The following is a 17,578-nucleotide window of genomic DNA, read 5'->3' on the forward strand; positions in this document are numbered from 1 at the left end:
CAACAATTTTACTTTCATTTTGACCGATGTATCCTTTATCTTGGACTTATGAGAAAGAAGATGAAGAAAATCAATCCCATTGATTTAGTCAGACCTGATAAGTTGCTTTTTACAGGGCTAAAAACACTGACTGAGCTCACCCTCACCCCTATCAATATGTATGCTGACCTAAAGGCTAAATCCAAGGGGAAGGCTGAGATCACATTCATCGGCGAAAAAAAACTAGAAGAGGTAAAGGCTCAGCTATTTACCTTCAACGAATCCGAAGTATCCGAATCCAATGAGAAGGATTTTAGTCCGATGGCTAATCCTAAAGATTCTCATATTCATTGGCTGAATATTCATGGGCTGCATGAAGTAGACCTCATTCAAGACCTTGCAAAAATCATGAACCTGGATCGACTGTCTGTTCGTCAATTGCTGGATACTACTCAGCGTCCCAAAGTTGAGGAATTTGATGATTATTTATTCTTCAATATCAAGTCCATGCTACTGGATGAAACTGATCACATGGACGTAGAGCAGCTTTCATTTATCCTGGGCAAAAATTATGTTGTATCCTTTCAGGAAAAGGAGAGCGATCACTTCGATGATATTCGTTTTAAAATCAGAGAAGGAGTTGGGTTTGTCAGAAAGCGTTCGTCTGATTACCTCTTGATTCAATTGCTGGATGCCATTCTGGATAATTACTTCGAAACCATTGAAGACATCAATGAAGACACAGCAGAACTGGAGCAGGATGTTTACAAAAATCCACGACAAGAGACGCTACTTGAACTTGAGAAAAGCAAAAAGCGAGCGGATCTAATTAAAAAATCCCTTACTCCATTTATGGAATCCATCAATTACATATTAAACAACCGAACTTCCTTTTTTCAAAAGCCAAACGTTAAATACATCAATGATCTTCGCATGAGCTGTGCCAATGCACTAGAAGAGGCAGACTCAACCGCTCGCTCCTTAGAAAGCCTAACCAACATATACTATGCTTCTTTAAGCCAGAAGATGAATGAGACCATGAAGGTGTTGACTACCGTGGCAACCATCTTCATTCCACTAACATTTATAGCCGGGATTTATGGGATGAACTTCCAGTATATGCCTGAATTACAGTATAAAAATGGCTATTTTATCGTCTGGGGGGTGATGATTGCTATTTTTATTGGAATGCTTATTTACTTCAAACGTAAAAAATGGCTATAGGCTAATCTTTAAAAACAGGGTGATCATCTACACTCTTTGCAGCTTCAACGAACAAAATTGCAGGTGGTTTTTTTTATGTCTTACTTCATATTCATAACCAACAAATTACCACCATGGCTGTACTTCAATTAACCAAGAAACAACAAGGAATAATCAACAAGAGTTTTGTGATATGTTCGACAGGGTTAGCCTTATCTCTTTTAGTAGTAAATATCCTCGTAAGCTAATCCAACACAAGTTTACCACTGTCAAACAATAAATTTCTGCTTTCAAAAAAGGGTTACTCTCAGAGTAACCTTTTTTTATGTTTAGCCACTATTTCAAATGTGAGCGGTATCAGCTTAACTTTGTCGAATGCAAGAAATTACCGATTTCATCAACGCCCTCAATCCACCTATCCTTTTTAAGTTTATCCTCACCATCCTGGTGGTAATACTCTTTCTGACCACTCGTTGGCTGCTTCAAAAAAGCATCACCAAATTGGGACGAAAATATCACCACGAACCCAACCGAACCGCAGCGACCAAACGAATATTAGTTCTTTCTCTTTATGCCATAACCATCGTTGTACTGGTGATCGTGTGGGGCGGAAACCTGAATAACCTATGGATATCTCTGGGAAGCATACTAGGTGTCATTGCAATTGGTTTTTTTGCCATTTGGAGTATCCTCAGCAACATAGTTGCAGGAATCATCATTTATACCATAAACCCTTTCAAAATTACTGATACGCTTGTATTGGTGGAAAAAGAAGTGACGGGAAAGGTGATTGACATTGGCTTGATCTACACCAAACTTCAGGATAAGGACGGCATATTCACCGTCCCTAATAATATCTTTTTCCAGCAAATCGTTAAGGTGAAAAAACCAAAATAATGGTATCTCTACCCTTTCTTGTTTGATCAAAAAACTTCGATGAAAGGCTGGATAAAATCTCTCACTTCCGACAAATACCTGACTCCAATTCGAGAGCAAATGATCGACATGCTGGATCCGGGGGCTCGTGTCATCGACCTGGGTTGTGGTTCAGGGGACTTCCTTATAAAAGCTCATTCTAAAATCGAATCTGGTTTTGGTGTGGATGGCTCAAAATCACTAGTCAAGTATGCACAAAATCGAACGAAGGATTTGAATATCGCTAACCTCACATTCGAACATCGGATGATCCATCAGCATTTCAAACCAAAAGAGTATTTCACTCACGCTACCGCATCCCTCTTCTTCCATGTCCTTCCTCAAGAGCTTGCTGCTCAAATCCTGAAGTCAACAGCCACTTATTCCGACCGATTGATCATATGTGCCTTTGCTCCTCCTGAGAATAAAAAACAGCGATTTTTGATGTGGTTCGATCAGCGTTTCACATCGCATTACCGGCACTACATAGAATACTGCCAAAATGGATACATGGAAGGGCTAATAAAAAAGTGTCAGCTAACTATAAAAAGTATAACCGACACTTTTGATCCAACTATGAAGATCTACTCGATAAAATTATAATTACTCCGTTCTTAACGATTCCACTGGGTTAATTCGTGTAGCTCTCATCGTATGATAACTGATTACCAGAAAGGCAATCAGCAATGCTACAATACTACTGAGAATAAACAGCCATGCCCCTATCGATGTACGGTAGGCAAAATTGTCTAACCACTTATTCATCATGTAAATAGTGATGGGAATAGAAAGTATAATCGCAATCAATAGCTGAATTGAAAATCCTTTTGCTAACAACCGAAAGATTGATGTAGGTGATGCTCCCATTACTTTCCTAATACCAATCTCCTTCACCTTGCTATTTACTACCAGCATGGAGAGTCCAAGAAGTCCCAGGCTCGCAATTATGATGGATAAAACTGTAGCAATGGTTACAAGCTTATTCATTCTCGTTTCACTTGCATACTGAGCTGCAATTTGTTCATCAATGAAATTAAAATTCCAGCTTTCATTTGGAAAGAGTGCTTCCCACTCTTTTTTTAGAATATCTGTTCCTTCTGATAAATTGGAGCCATTGTAGCTAAACACTAATTTAGGTATTGGGGTATCGATGAAATCTCCATCTGAGACTCCCATGAATATAGGCATTGGATTCATTACTATTACCAATGGCTCTACTTCGGAATGTAAGGAGGAATAATGAAAATCATCAGTCACTCCAATGATTTGATGGTCGCCAAACTCATCACCAGGTAATTTTGCTCCGAGAGGATTTTTTAAACCAAAGTGCTCAACTGCTGACTTGTTTAAAATTACAGATTGCCTCATATCCAGCCCATTACCCTCCTCAAAGCCACGACCCTCAAGAATATCGATATCAAAGGTTTTAAGATAATTGGCGTCCACACAAAGCAACCTAAACCACCGAAAGACTCCCTTATCGTCAGTATAAGCCAGATGAGCCCAACCACTTGTTCCAAACACATGGGTCCCCATTGCTACCTCTGAAATCTCTGGATATTTTTCCATCCTTGCTTTTAGCAACTGCCCATTTTCAAATCCGGAAGTAATTCTTTCTGATAAGCGCTGTGCTGAAGGGCTGGCTTGCAGCTGAGTGGAAATCACCGCTTCATAATTTATTCCCAGATCTTTTTCCTGAAGGTACTGAATTTGTTTTCTCATAATCAGCGTGGTAGTAATCAAAAACACTGTAATCAGAAATTGAAAAACAACCATTCCTTTTTTGGCTGTCATCTTTCCACCAGATTGACTGCCACCACGAAGGATGTTTATAGTCTTAAAACCTGAAAGAATTAAAGCTGGGTAGGAACCGGCAATTGTACCAATTATTAATACTAAGAGTGTATAGACACCCGCATGCCACCATTCAAACTGAAGAAATATCTCTGTACCCGTCAGTCTATTAAATGTTGGGATCAACAGGTATGACACTGTAGCTCCTATCAACATTGCCAGGAATGTTAATAAGATACTTTCGTTTAAGTATTGATAAATGAGCGTCTTTTTATATGCACCCAGAACCTTCCTTATTCCCACTTCTTTTGACCTTCGGAGCGACTGACCGGTAGATAGCGTGGTATAGTTAATACATGCTATAAATAACACAAGGAGACCTATTGTTCCTAAAATGAAAACATATTGAGGGTTAGCTACAGGTGCATATCCTAAAGGAATATCGGGGTTAAGATGAATATCTGTTAGAGGTTGCATGCCAATGTTATATTGATCTCTTTGCATCGCTTCATCTCCATAACCCGTATCACCCATTTGGCTAAGCACAACATCCTGCATTTTACTATTTACACTCTCAATACTCGTACCCTCTTTTAACAGCACATATGTTTCAGCTATCACGTTAAACCATGCATTCATGGCTCGATCACTAAAAAGCAATCGATTATTATCGGTTGAAATAGCTAAATCAAAATTGATACTGGATTCGTATCGGATGTTTTTAAAAACGCCAGAAACATTAAAATCACGAATATCTTCTCCTACCTGCAGTGAAATTGTTTTGCCAAGTGCCTCATTATCCGCAAAATACTTTTGCGCATACTCCTGTGAAATAATAATATCATTTGGCGAGGGTAAAGGGTTCTCCCTATTTCCTTCAACCATTTGAAAATCAAAGACCTCAAAGAAATCCGGACTTATGATAGATACTGTCTCATTGATTCTATTCTCACCCCTGCCTACCAAAAAATTTTGCTCAATGTATTGAACTGCTTTTTCCACTTCAGGAAAATTGTCCTCAAACAGAGATTCAAAACGAAGTGGTGTTTGTGAGTTGAAAAAGATCTGACCTTCTCCATAATCTTCTTTTAACCAGCTTCTGTAAATGCGATCTTTCTTAGAATGAAATTTATCGAAACTAACCTCCTGTTTAACATAAAAGCCAAGCAGCAGGAAGCATGTAATCCCAATCATTAGCCCTAAAAGATTCAATGAGGAATTGAATTTATCCCTCCATAGCACACGCAGGGCTATTTTAAAGTTATTCTTAGTCATAGTCATAAATGAGTTATTGAGTTTTTGATTCCTTTTCAATGCAGATAATCGAAATGAACGGAGAACCCACCATACGTATAAAATATTAGCTAGAAGCTTTCCGCTTTGCTCTCGACGTTTTATATAAAGCTCATACAAGTCTCCCTGCAAATCTTCTATTAGTCCCTCATCACAGAACCATGCAAGAAACCGATCAGCCCATTTTGGAGGCGAGTGTGTCATGATAAAACTGCAAATGTGAGTTTGGGCATCTTTTGATATAAAGAAAGCCTTAGTTCCATCGTTTCATCCAGCACTCTTCTACCAGCTTTGGTAAGAGTGAAAAAGCGCTTGCGCCTTCCTCCTCTGTCGCTTGTAGCTCCTCCCATCTCGGAAGTAACAAAGCCCTTCTTCTCTAGCCTTCTCAAAACAGAGTGAACAGCAGTTACATCCATTTTACGATTCGTGTTATTTACAATCTCTTCCAGAATAGCGACGGCATAAGCCTCGGTTGTCAATGAACCTACAGTAAGTAAAACCAGCTCTTCTAATTCGCCTAAGTGTTCTCCTCTCATAAGTGTTAGTTTGATTTTGGATACATCAACTCTAATGAGTCAAACGACCCTTCAATAGTATCAATCGTAAATCCTGCAATTCGATAAGGAGGGTTGTCTTCAAAATAGAATCCCATTTCCATCCATTCATTTGATTTGGATCCTTTAACAATCAGCTTGTATTCAGTTATTTTCTTTCTATCAGCCTGATACATAATTAATGTACCATCGTTCATTTTTATATTATCAAAAGCTCCCATTAACTGATCAGCTCCCATTTTCTCAATGAGTTTTGGAGAAAAATATTTTTCAATCGATTCATCTGAGACACCTCCGGATTTGACAGCATCAAAAAACCAGATAATCTTTGACCCTGCCGGGCTTTCTTCGAGTTGAGCAAGTGATTGTTTGCCTTGTTGTTGCGAGTTGGCTGAAATAGCTATTCCAATTGCTAAAAAATAGAGTAGTGTTTTCATATTTAATTGATGATTTGTTGTACAAACGCACAAGTTAAATACTTAGTTGTGTTTTTGTACAAGTAATGTGTTAAAGTAGGTTAAATGGAAATAAAAAAGGGCTGCAGCAATAACTACAACCCTTTAGCCTCATCACTATGAGAATATTTATGTGATTAGAATGCGGCAATTGAAAGCATGATGATGCAAATGCCTAGTGAGATAATGAACGCATTAAAAATGAACTTTTGTTGCTTTAGATTCAGTTCGAATATTTTCATATCAATTAATTTTTGTTCAAAAGTCTATATCCGGATTATCTGTTTTCAGCATATTCGGTGGGCTATCAAAAATGAACGGTAAATGGCTGAAATTATCGATGATCAAATTCAAATACTCCATAACTTAGACCTATGGCTGTAGTAATACATATTAAAATATGGTATGCCCAGATGCATTGAAGCGGTAAAAGATGCTTTAAATGAATCCAATGTAGGATTTGAAAAGGTGGAACTCGGAGAAGCTCAGCTTAAAAGGAGGCTGGATAAAACACAACAAGCTAACCTCGCTCCCCTTTTAGCAAAAAAAGGTTTTGAGCTTTTAGAAGACAAAACCTCCGCGATAATCAGTAACATTAAAGGATTGATCATTGAGCAAATCCATTATAGTCATGAACCACTAAAAATGAATTTTTCTACCTACTTATCTGAAAAGATTGGAAAAGATTATTCAACAATGAGCAAACTATTCTCATCGGTGGAAAGCATCACAATTGAAAAGTTCATCACCAAACAAAAGATTGAACGTGTGAAAGAATTAATCATCTATGATCAGCTCTCTCTTTCGCAAATCTCTTACCAAATGAATTACAGTTCGGTGGCGCACCTCTCAGCACAATTCAAAAAAGAGACTGGCCTCACTCCTACTGAATTCAAAAAGCAAAAGCAACCTCAACGACGCTCTATCGATAATATTTAGTTTCTTTTTAATATAAAAACTGCAATTACGAATAATATTTGTAACTATTTTTACTGCAATTACGAATAATATCAAGCATGCTGCTTGATCTATTTATTGAGAGAGATTGGTTTAATGCCGTTTAGTTAAGGAAGTTTTTAGCTATTTGATGTAACCCCTGACCCCTAAAGGGGGAATGTCTGAAACCAGTAAGTCATCCCTTTAGGGACTGAGGGTAAGAAAATCTTAGCTAGGCGGCATTGACTAGTTAGTTTTTCAATTTAGGGATTGTGGCAAACAGCTGAAAAAAGTACAAAAAAAACAGACAAATGAAGAAGACAAAACTTGGTGAGTTTGAGGAGATGGTGTTGTTGGCAGTGATACTGCTAAAGGAAGAAGCATATGGTGTAGAAATCAAGAAAGAGCTGGAAGCGCGGTTAGGCGAACGATTAAGTGTTGGCTCCATTCAATCGGCACTCAAGCGGATGGAAGAGAAAGGATTTCTTAATTCTGAATTTGGGGAGGCTACCAATAAACGAGGTGGTAAACGAAAGCGGATATATACTGCTACCCCCCACGCATTTAAAGTGCTGAATGAAATTAAGGAAATCAGAGCTGGGTTTTGGGAAAACATTGCATTAGAAGGAAGTTATAAAACCATTTAATAATGGAAAATGCTTTCCCACCAAAATGGCCAGGAAAACTCCTGAGGCTATTCATAAATAAGGACTATCTAGAAGAGATTGAAGGAGATTTGGAAGAGGTCTTCTTCGATGATGTGGAGCACTTGTCACTAAAGAAAGCGAAGCTTCACTACACCTTAGGTGTGTTTAAACTCTTCAGGCTTAGCCTGATAAAAAACTTAAAATGGATTTATAAAATAGGACTAATCATTACAATCATGAGAACTATCAAACTTGCATTTCGCAACCTTTTAAAATTCAAAACACATTCCGGCATCAACCTCATCGGTCTTTCGTTGGGGCTGGCTGTTGGAGGGCTGATCCTTCTGTATGTTATGGATGAACTTGCGTTTGACAATTTTCATGAAAAAGGTGATCGGGTCTACAAAGTAGTCACGGCTTCTGAGGGTGGAATGGAAACCAATGCCTGGCCTATTGGATATAAGCTAAGAACCGAATTTCCGGAAGTTGAATCTGTACTGTATGTGAAAAACTTTCCTTCAACTGCCAAACTGAATCATAAAGACAAAAGGTATGATCAAACCATATTCTATGCTAGTCAGGAGTTCTTTGATCTATTCACTTTTGATCTCACTACCAAAGGAAACCGTGAAAATGTGCTCACTGCTCCATATACCGTGGCGATCACCAAATCAGTAGAAGACACATATTTTGATGGTGACGCGCTGGGTAAGACACTTACACTTGCCGATACACTAGATTTTGAAATTACAGGAGTAATTGAAAATCCACCCAGCAACTCCCATATCCAATTTGATGTTCTTGTTTCATTTCCAACCATCGAAAAGTTGCAATGGTGGAGCTACACGGAAGGTTGGGGCAATTTCAATGCACGGAATTACCTCCTGTTGAAAGAGGGGATTGACCCATCCGTTTTTCAGGTTAAAATCAAAAACCTCTATGATGAAAATATCGGCGATTGGTTAGATGAAATGGGGGTATCATTTTCAACCGAGCTCATCCCACTTAAGGATGTCTACCTGAATGAAACCTATTATAATGGATTTGGGCCTAAAGGTTCGAAAAAAAGAGTGAATACTGTCACCTGGATTGCGATCTTTTTATTAATCCTTGCTTGTATAAACTATGTCAACCTGAGCACCGCCCGATCATCTTATCGAGCCAAAGAAGTAGGGATGAAAAAAGTGGTGGGTTCTTCCAGGACTTCCATAGTCGCTCAGTTTATGACCGAATCGTTTCTACTCACCAGTATCGCATTTATTGTTGGTCTACTGCTGATGTACGGTTCATTACCCTTTTTCAACAACCTGATGGACAAAGAGTATAGCGTTGTTTCCTTCTTGTCTTTAAAGTTTATTACAGGCATAGTTTTATTAATCATTGCTGTGACCATTGGTTCGGGATTTTATCCAGCATGGATCATATCCAGTCTTAATCCATTACATGCACTTAGTGGAAAGTTGGGACAAACTTTCCAGGGACTTAGTCTACGGAAGATTCTTATCACATTTCAATTCTTTATTTCTTCCGGATTAGTCATAGCAACTTTTATTGTAATAAGTCAGATCGATTACATGCGTACTCAAGATCTTGGTTTTGAGAAAGAGCAGGTATTAATCATCAATGCTACAGATGCTCCTTCAGGTTCGAGTCGCGATGTTTTAAGAGGTCAATTACAATCTATTTCAGGGGTACATGCTGTATCACATACCAACGCTTTGCCCGGGCGGCCGGGATGGCTCGGACAATGGGCCTACCCTGAGAAAGAAGGTGGTGAGCAGGTAGATACCGAATACATGGCGATTGATGAAAACTATGCAGAGGTGTTGGGGCTCCAATTCCTGGCCGGAAGAAATTTTGATGTGGAAAGACCGTCAGAGTTAGAAGCAGGCTTGATCATAAATGAAACCTGTGTAAGAGCTATGGGATGGAATACTCCCGAAAATGCTATTGGAAAAGAAATAGTCTCCCCTTCTCAAAGACCCGCAGGAACCGTCATTGGAGTAGTCAAAGATTATCATGGACTTGGGCTTCAGGATATAATCTGGCCGCAAGCGATGGATTACCGAAGCTACTCTTACGGTAAATATTTTGCCATCAGATACAGTTCCGAACAGACCTATGATTTGATTAAAAGAATCGAAAGTGCATGGGACGATGTATATGGTGACTATGAGTTTGATTATTTCTTCCTCGACGAAGACTTTGATCGGCAATACAGAGAAGAGAATCAACTAGCGAAAGTGCTTACCATTTTTGCCGTTATTATTCTGATCGTTTCATCCATAGGATTATTCGGTCTCATCTCCTTTGTAGCCCTAAGCAGAACGAAGGAGGTTGGAATCAGAAAGACCATGGGTGCAAGCATTGGTCAAATAATTGTTATTCTTTCCAAAGAATTTATGCTACTTGTCTTAATCGGAAACTTACTGGTGATCCCACTGGTATGGCATTATGGAAATGAATGGCTCAATGATTTTGCATTCCACACCTCTATAAACCCGATGATTTTTGCAATCACTATGCTTATTACTGTTCTGATTGCGTTCATTACGGTCAGCGTTCAAACATATAAGACTGCCAAAATGAATCCGGTTAGAGCGTTGAGGTATGAATAATTCTAAATGAATGAGGATGTCACATAATGACATCCTCATTTTATTTCCCAACTTGTTTCAAGCCGAATAATGGCCTTAAGAATGCTACTCTTCTAATTAAAAACTCATAGCTAATAAAGCATCCCAGGAAGGTAAACAATGTCAAAAATGTAAGTGTCCACGCTCCTGAAATATTGAGGCTAAAAAAGAATAACGAGCCCAGGTAAATAAATAGCATATGAATAATATAGATCGGATATGCTGATTCGCTCAGATATACCAATGACTTACTTGGTTTATTCAAATGCCTGTTCCCAAATCCAAATACTGCGAATATCCAAAAGCTAGATTCAATCGCCATAGCATAATCAGGGGTTTGTAAGTTAAATATCATCCATCTAATCAGATAGAAAGTAATAGCTACTCCTAACCAAAGCCACCTCCACTTGGCAATCATTGGCCAAAATGTTTGTGACATCATGCAAATAAATCCAAGAAAGAATGCACACAATCCTAGCCAGAAGCCATGCGTAGAAAAAGCATACATTTCAAAATTTTCAGGTTTTACAATCATTGCTTCTGCAACAAATGGAATAATCAGAATGACCACCCCTACTGGAGTTTTAAATATTTTGTCCAGTACCCTACTTACTGAGTCGTTTTCAACCTTTCTGAGCAGAAGAAATATGGGTAAGAGTACCAGCACGTAAATAAAAATGTTTCCCAAAAACCATAAATGCCCGGGACTAAACTCGTAGCTCAGTGGCTGATGGTAATAGCCTTGCCACATTAGAACATGCACTGGTACAATTACTGTCATGCCAAAAAGAAAAGGAAGCAAAATACGTTTGGATCGCTCCATGATTAGTTCTTTCCAGTTTCTGCGCTTCATGGCAAAATACACACCCATCCCTGATACATAAAACAGCAGCGGAATCCTCCATACATTAAGCATAGACATGGGGGTCCAGATGGATTCCACAGTATCATTATTCTGTATAAACCCAATGAATACCCCCCACGGCTGAAAGGCAATTGCGACATGATAGACTAACAGTAGCCCAATCGCAATTACCCTCAACCAATCAATATCATATCTTCTTTCCGTCATGACTATGAATTCTCAGCATCACTGATAAGCTGCGCTATTTGTGGACGTACTTTTCTTAATTGATCGTAATCCAGTTTTAAGCCCATCGGACCCAGATCTCTACTCATTTGATCATAAAATCCTTTTACATCTTCAAAATCTGTAGAAACTGATTCAAGAGCTGTATTTCCATAGTTATTTTTGATCGATGAATCCGCCCCCTTTTCCAAAAGCATTTTTACGATCTCGGTTCTGCCAAAAAATGCCGCAGTATGCAATGGTGTACTCCCGTCTGCACTTCGGGCGTTTAGATCTGCTCCCCCATTGATAAGCAACTTTGCAACATCCGGTTTTCCGAATAGTGCTGCGATTGATAAAGGACTGGAACCATAGGCATCTTTCTCATTGAGATCAGACTTATTAGCGATATGAGCTTTTATGGCGTTTACATTACCAAAAAAGGCAGCTTCATGTATAGATACTTTGGGTGCCTCCCCGGCATCTTCACTGCTTTGTCCCTTAGATTCACAGGAAATAGTAATCAAGGAGAATAACATTAGAATGACCAATGATGATTGACTTGAGATAAACTTTAATTTCTTCATTTTTTGTAAAATTTAATTGTTGCAATAATTTGATAGTACAAAGCTCATAAGGGATTCAAAGGCACATTTAGTAACCATGCTCACAGTATTATTAACTATGATTTATCTCTAACAACTATGCTGATTGGATATAAACTATGACGCAAAAGCACATCTTCTGAACAAAAAATGTCGATTATTGCATCATCAATAATCCAACCTGATGTCAGACTTTCTCCAACCAAAAGATCCCTTTCTCCTTAAAGCAATTGGTGTTGTTGAAGAACACCTCTCGGAGGAAGAGTTTGGAGTCACAGAGCTGGCTAATCAATTGAGCATGAGTCGCTCCAATTTATTGAGGAAGATTAAGAGCCTGACTAACCTATCCGCAAGTGTATTTATTAGAAAAGTACGTCTTCATCATGCCAGACGATTGCTTCAGTCCAATGAGTTAACCTCTTCGGAGGTTTCTTACAAGGTTGGATTTGGCAGCACCTCCTATTTTACCAAATGCTACCGGGAGGAATTCGGTACAACTCCGGCCAAACAACAACCGGATAAAGAGAATGTAGATGAAAATGGATCTAATGCGTCAAAAAAAAGAAAATGGATCTATTTTGCTGTCCCTAGCCTCATCATTTTACTAGTACTGGTTTGGATTCTTCATCCAGGTGTGGCCTCCCAAAAGGAATTTAAATCCATTGCGGTTTTACCGTTTAAAAACGACAGTAATGACACCACCAATGTGTACATCATTAATGGGGTAATGGATGCCATTCTTAGTAATCTCCAGAAAATCGAAGAGCTTAAAGTAACTAGTAGAACAACAGCTGAAAAATATAGAGGTTTGAACAAGTCTATTCCTGAAATATCCAAAGAGCTCGAAGTAGAATACTTTGTGGAAGGAAGTGGCCAGAAAGTAGGAGATCGAATAGTGCTATCCGTACAGTTGATTGATGCTGAAAAAGATCAGCAAATTTGGTCCAGTCGGTTTGAACGAAAAAATGAGGACATCTTCGAGTTACAATCCGAAATTTCAAAAACAATCGCAGATCAAATTCAGGTCATTATTACTCCAAAGGCAAAACGTCTGATTGAGAAGGTTCCCACTGAAAGTTTAGAAGCCTATGATCTATTCCTGAAAGGGCTTGATATCACAAATAAAGCAAATGGTGGTGCAGAACTTGAAAAGGCGATTGACTATTTCAAAAAGGCCATTGATGAAGACCCATACTTTGCAAATCCACATGCCTATATCGCCATTTGTTATTACTACATAGACATTTACCAGGTAGACAAAAAGTATGGCAATACGATCAACAGTTACGCTGATAAAGCGATTTTGCTCGACCCTGAATTAGGAGAAGGTCTCATTGCGAAAGCGATGTATCACACCCAAAATGGACAATACGACCTGGCAATTGAATTCTTAGATAAAGTCCTGAACCTGAACCCCAATTCCGGCTGGGTGCATAACTTCCTCTCTGAAATCTATCGAAACAACATCCCAAACACAGAGAAATACCTAAAACATGCTATTCGAGGGATTCAAAATGCCATTTCTGATCAGGACTCTATCGAAGCAAGCTTTACTTACCTCCATTTGGCCAATGCATTAGCACAAACAGGCTTTATAAAAGAATCAGTAAAATATGTAAAGCAGGCACTCGCTTACAATCCGGAGAATTATTTTGCTGAGTATTTGTATATCTATATTAAAATGGCTCAGGATTTAAATCTTAAACAAACTAAAAATGAGCTTATTGATATTTTAGAGAAAGACTCATCACGAATAGATGTCATGCAAGAAATAGCCAAGTTATGTTACACTATGGAAGATTATGAGGAAGCCTGGAAATATTACGAAGCATTTATATCCATTAAACAAGCGCTTCAATTAGACATCTACCCAGCAGAGGATTTAAAAATTGCCTATGTGCTTAGAAAGCTGGGTCAGCCGGATGAGGCGGAAAGATTTTTAAACGCTTACAAGGCGTACATCGACAGTGATAACTCCATCTACAAGGACCTCAGCACAAGTGCATATTATGCCTATGAGGGAGATATAAATGAGGGGATCAAATACTTCAAGGCGTTCACAAAACAAACAGACTACTTCTACTGGTTGATCTTATTTCTCGAAATTGACCCTATCCTACTGGAAATGTCTCAACATGATGACTTCCAACCCACTGTTCAAAAAATAAAGGATAACTTCTGGGAGCAACATCAAGAAATACGTGAGATGCTGGAAGAAGAAGGTGTCATTTGATGACTAAATCCTATAAAGGATTACCAAAATTCTGTAACGATTTCAGCTGAAAATCTGTTGATTTTTGTATCATGGGAGTTTTCGTCTGATTTACACTATTGATCAGATTCTTAATTGTAACTCAAGAAATTTGGCAAAGCTTTTTCACCAAAAAAATAAATATTATGGGAAGAATTGTAATTACATGCTATCGACCAAAACCCAGTAAAGAAGAAAAACTTCTTCAACTATCATTAAGTCACTACGACCGATTAAATGAACAGGGATTGGTTACCGACAGAGCACCAATCCTTATGAAAGCTAAGGATGGTTCTGTCATTGAAGTTTTTGAATGGAAATCGAAAACAGCCATTGAGGAAGCACATTCAAACGAAGAAGTACAAAAAATGTGGGCAGAATATGACGAAGCATGTGATTTTGAAAAGCCTGTCAATATAAAAGAGTTTCAGGAGGTTTTTTCTGAATTTGAACCAATCAACAAACCATAAACAGCCGATTTACGTATCTTTGCAGCAGTGCGAATAGCCAAAAACATAGTGAACAGTCTCCTGGCAATCATTTTACTGATTGCTACAACAGGCATTACCCTCAATAAGCATTATTGCCTGGGGGATTTGAAGTCTATGGCGGTGAATGCTCACGCTGATCACTGCTATGAAGGTGAAGCAGAAGATATTCCTTGCTGCAAGGAAATCTCTCAAGAACTACGCCTTGACGAACTGGTTTATCATTCTTTCGATTTTGATGCTACGCCTGACCTTTTTGAACTTGCGATTACTAATCATATCCTCCTAAAGGATATTTCACACGCGTTGGAGCAAGAAAAACCTGAACTCCAATATTATGACCCTCCCATCCCGGACAAAGACATCCCTGTTTTAATCCAGTCATTTCTGATATAATACCAGATTGTGTTTTTGTGGTGATTTAATCACCATATCAATTTTTCATTGACTAAAAAATACAATCATGGTAAAACATATATTTATACTAATAACATCAATTTTGTTAGCCTTATCAACTGAGGCGCAAACAGTTAGAGGAATGATTGGCAATGGAGCCGAGCATGAACCCCTCATTGGCGCTACTGTACAAGAGTTGGGCACTCAAAATGGAGTCATCACAGATGTGAATGGCCAGTTTTCTTTAAAACTTGAAAATAGAGAATCGAAACTTGTTATTTCTTATTCAGGCTTCATTGCCGACACAGTGAACGTCGATCTATCCGGAATGATGCACATTATGCTTGAAGAAAACGCCTCTGAATTAGAAGAAGTGGTCGTTCAGGCTAGTAGCACTTTTCTAGACGATCGTGAATCAAAACACATCGAAGTAATCACAGAAGCAGAATTGACGAAAGCTGCTTGCTGTAACCTTTCCGAAAGTTTTGAAACCAATGCGTCCGTCGATGTTTCATTCACGGATGCAGTGAGTGGAGCTAAAACCATCCGTATGCTAGGGCTTGACGGTCGTTATGTTCAGATCAATCGGGAGAATGTTCCAAATGTTCGTGGGTTAGCCGGACGGTATGGCCTTTCATACGTGCCTGGCACCTGGGTGCAATCCATTGATGTTGGAAAAGGTGCAGGAACAGTTGTTAATGGCTTTGAATCGATGACCGGTCAAATCAACGTAGAGCTGAAAAAACCAGAAAGTAGTGAAAAGGTTTACCTCAACGGATATGCTAACTCGTTTGGCCGTTTGGAAATCAACGCGAATCATGCAAGAGACATCAACGATCAGTGGAGTACTGCCCTTTTATTCCATTCAAACTATTTCAATAATGAAGTAGATCAGAATGATGACGGCTTCATGGATATTCCAAAAGGACGCCAGATCAATGTGATGAATCGATATAAATATCATGGAAAAAACATGGAGTCTCAGATAGGCTTTACGGTGATGCGGGACGAAAAAGCTGGTGGACAGCTAGGTTTTGATTTTGGAGATGATTTTCGTACATCAGCTCAATACGGATTTGAAAACAATACCACAAGAGCAGAGGTATTTGGCAAAACAGGACTCCTATTTCCTCACAAACCGTATAAGGGCTGGGGATTTATTTACTCAGCATCGTATCTGGATATTGATGGTGGTTTTGGAAGGGATAACTATCAGGGAACAGAAAAAACGCTTTATGGCAATGTGATTTTTCAAAACATTATTGGCAACTCATTTCATCAATACAAAACAGGCGTAAGTATGCTTTATGATGAGTTTGATGAAGTGTATGCTGATTCGGCTTTTAGCAGACAGGAAGTAGTTCCGGGTCTATATTACGAGTACACCTTTTCTCCCGGAGAAAAATTTACGCTACTCGCAGGAGCACGAACGGACTTTCATAATTTGTACGGCACCTATTTCACTCCAAGACTTCATTCACGCTTTCAGTTTACAGAAAACACCACACTACGAGCTGCAATTGGTCGTGGATACCGAACACCTAATACAATCGTAGAAAACAGTAACATCCTGGTCTCTTCTCGTCAGCTGATTATTGAGGAGAATCCGGAATCGGAGGTTTCCTGGAACATGGGAGGTAGTTTGGTTACAGCTGTCAATATTGGTGATAAAAAGCTGAACCTGATTGCTGATTACTTCTACACAATGTTTGAAAATCAGCTGATCTACGATATGGATCAGAATGCTAGTCAACTTAGGGTGTATAACCTTCGAGGTAAATCGTATGCTCATAGCTTCCAACTGGAAGGAAATTACCAGTTCTCTGATCGATTCAGTGCCAAGGCTGCTTACAAGCTATACGATGTGCAAGCCACAATTAATGGTGAATTGCAGGAAGTTCCTTTCAATGCCAGAGACAGGTTTTTCGTGAATGGATCATATGCTACGAAATTTGACAAATGGGAAGCAGATGCAACACTCCAATGGTTTGGAAGCAAGCGGTTACCGGACACTTCAAACAAGCCAGCAGAGTTTCAAAGAGGATCAGCTTCACCAGACTTTTTCTTGCTGAATGCTCAGGTAAGCAGAGGATTCAGATGGGGTAATATTTACATAGGTTCGGAAAACTTGCTTGGATTTACCCAGGACGACCCGATCATTGACTCGGAAAATCCCTTCAGTGATAATTTTGATGCATCCCTTGTATGGGCTCCAGTAGCCGGACGCATGGTGTATGCGGGGTTTAGATATAAGATTAAGGGATAATAAGAAGTTAGGTTTTAGACATTAGATAACAGACATCAGATATGAATAATACACAAAAACAAAATCAGAATTTTATCCCCCTTTGGAGCGG

Annotated in this window: 15 protein-coding genes; 10 read left to right on the forward strand and 5 right to left on the reverse strand. The window is 39.0% G+C overall.

Features of this window, described 5'->3' with window-relative positions; genetic code table 11:
- Positions 1–48 precede the first annotated feature (48 nt).
- From corA to CHB71_RS07275, 3 genes are all read left to right on the forward strand, one after another.
- On the forward strand, positions 49–1,203 hold the full coding sequence (gene corA, locus CHB71_RS07265; RefSeq protein ID WP_089356229.1) for a magnesium/cobalt transporter CorA: 1,155 nt from the start codon (positions 49–51) through the stop codon (positions 1,201–1,203).
- 354 nt (positions 1,204–1,557) lie between these two features.
- On the forward strand, positions 1,558–2,079 hold the full coding sequence (locus CHB71_RS07270; RefSeq protein WP_089356230.1) for a mechanosensitive ion channel family protein: 522 nt from the start codon (positions 1,558–1,560) through the stop codon (positions 2,077–2,079).
- Between the two features lie 39 nt (positions 2,080–2,118).
- On the forward strand, positions 2,119–2,700 hold the full coding sequence (locus CHB71_RS07275; RefSeq protein WP_089356231.1) for a class I SAM-dependent methyltransferase: 582 nt from the start codon (positions 2,119–2,121) through the stop codon (positions 2,698–2,700).
- Here the strand turns inward: CHB71_RS07275 and CHB71_RS07280 are convergent, their stop codons facing one another.
- From CHB71_RS07280 to CHB71_RS07290, 3 genes are read right to left on the reverse strand one after another with little or no spacing between them, the layout of a single operon-like run.
- The gene (locus CHB71_RS07280) at positions 2,701–5,388 is read right to left on the reverse strand and encodes an ABC transporter permease (protein WP_089356232.1); all 2,688 of its coding nucleotides are present in this window, start codon (positions 5,386–5,388) and stop codon (positions 2,701–2,703) included.
- Positions 5,385–5,720: a PadR family transcriptional regulator gene (locus CHB71_RS07285; protein WP_089356233.1), complete on the reverse strand. Its 336-nt coding sequence runs from the start codon at positions 5,718–5,720 to the stop codon at positions 5,385–5,387. The genes CHB71_RS07280 and CHB71_RS07285 overlap by 4 nt, the downstream gene beginning before the upstream one ends.
- Positions 5,721–5,725: 5 nt before the next feature.
- A complete protein-coding gene (locus CHB71_RS07290) occupies positions 5,726–6,175 on the reverse strand; it encodes a hypothetical protein (RefSeq protein ID WP_089356234.1) in 450 nt (149 codons plus the stop codon).
- Positions 6,176–6,598: 423 nt separating this feature from the next.
- Here CHB71_RS07290 and CHB71_RS07295 point away from each other — a divergent pair, with 423 nt between their 5' ends.
- The 3 genes from CHB71_RS07295 to CHB71_RS07305 all read left to right on the forward strand — a co-directional run bounded on the left by CHB71_RS07295 (position 6,599) and on the right by CHB71_RS07305 (position 10,394).
- Entirely contained in the window at positions 6,599–7,132 is a 534-nt protein-coding gene (locus CHB71_RS07295) for a helix-turn-helix domain-containing protein (RefSeq protein ID WP_089356235.1), read from the forward strand.
- Positions 7,133–7,440: 308 nt separating this feature from the next.
- A complete protein-coding gene (locus tag CHB71_RS07300) occupies positions 7,441–7,776 on the forward strand; it encodes a PadR family transcriptional regulator (protein ID WP_089356236.1) in 336 nt (111 codons plus the stop codon).
- Positions 7,777–7,778: 2 nt separating this feature from the next.
- A complete protein-coding gene (locus CHB71_RS07305; RefSeq protein ID WP_089356237.1) occupies positions 7,779–10,394 on the forward strand; it encodes an ABC transporter permease in 2,616 nt (871 codons plus the stop codon).
- A 40-nt stretch (positions 10,395–10,434) separates the two neighbouring features.
- On the opposite strand, the gene CHB71_RS07310 is transcribed toward CHB71_RS07305, so the two are convergent.
- Together CHB71_RS07310 and CHB71_RS07315 are read right to left on the reverse strand one after the other, a co-directional pair.
- Positions 10,435–11,484: an acyltransferase family protein gene (locus tag CHB71_RS07310; protein ID WP_089356238.1), complete on the reverse strand. Its 1,050-nt coding sequence runs from the start codon at positions 11,482–11,484 to the stop codon at positions 10,435–10,437.
- 2 nt (positions 11,485–11,486) lie between these two features.
- Positions 11,487–12,068 carry an ankyrin repeat domain-containing protein gene (locus CHB71_RS07315; protein WP_089356239.1) on the reverse strand — a complete coding sequence of 194 codons (582 nt, stop codon included), beginning with the start codon at positions 12,066–12,068 and terminating at the stop codon, positions 11,487–11,489.
- A 202-nt stretch (positions 12,069–12,270) separates the two neighbouring features.
- Here CHB71_RS07315 and CHB71_RS07320 point away from each other — a divergent pair, with 202 nt between their 5' ends.
- From CHB71_RS07320 to CHB71_RS07335, 4 genes are all read left to right on the forward strand, one after another.
- The gene (locus tag CHB71_RS07320; protein WP_089356240.1) at positions 12,271–14,319 is read left to right on the forward strand and encodes a helix-turn-helix domain-containing protein; all 2,049 of its coding nucleotides are present in this window, start codon (positions 12,271–12,273) and stop codon (positions 14,317–14,319) included.
- 164 nt (positions 14,320–14,483) lie between these two features.
- Positions 14,484–14,807 (forward strand): hypothetical protein, encoded by a 324-nt coding sequence (locus CHB71_RS07325; RefSeq protein WP_089356351.1) that lies wholly within the window; start codon positions 14,484–14,486, stop codon positions 14,805–14,807.
- Between the two features lie 48 nt (positions 14,808–14,855).
- The gene (locus CHB71_RS07330; protein WP_144017359.1) at positions 14,856–15,221 is read left to right on the forward strand and encodes an HYC_CC_PP family protein; all 366 of its coding nucleotides are present in this window, start codon (positions 14,856–14,858) and stop codon (positions 15,219–15,221) included.
- 67 nt (positions 15,222–15,288) lie between these two features.
- Positions 15,289–17,487, forward strand: coding sequence for a TonB-dependent receptor plug domain-containing protein (locus CHB71_RS07335; protein WP_089356242.1), 2,199 nt, complete (start codon positions 15,289–15,291; stop codon positions 17,485–17,487).
- Positions 17,488–17,578 lie beyond the last annotated feature (91 nt).

It is taken from the genome of Ekhidna lutea, from assembly GCF_900188325.1.
Lineage (GTDB): Bacteria > Bacteroidota > Bacteroidia > Cytophagales > Cyclobacteriaceae > Ekhidna > Ekhidna lutea.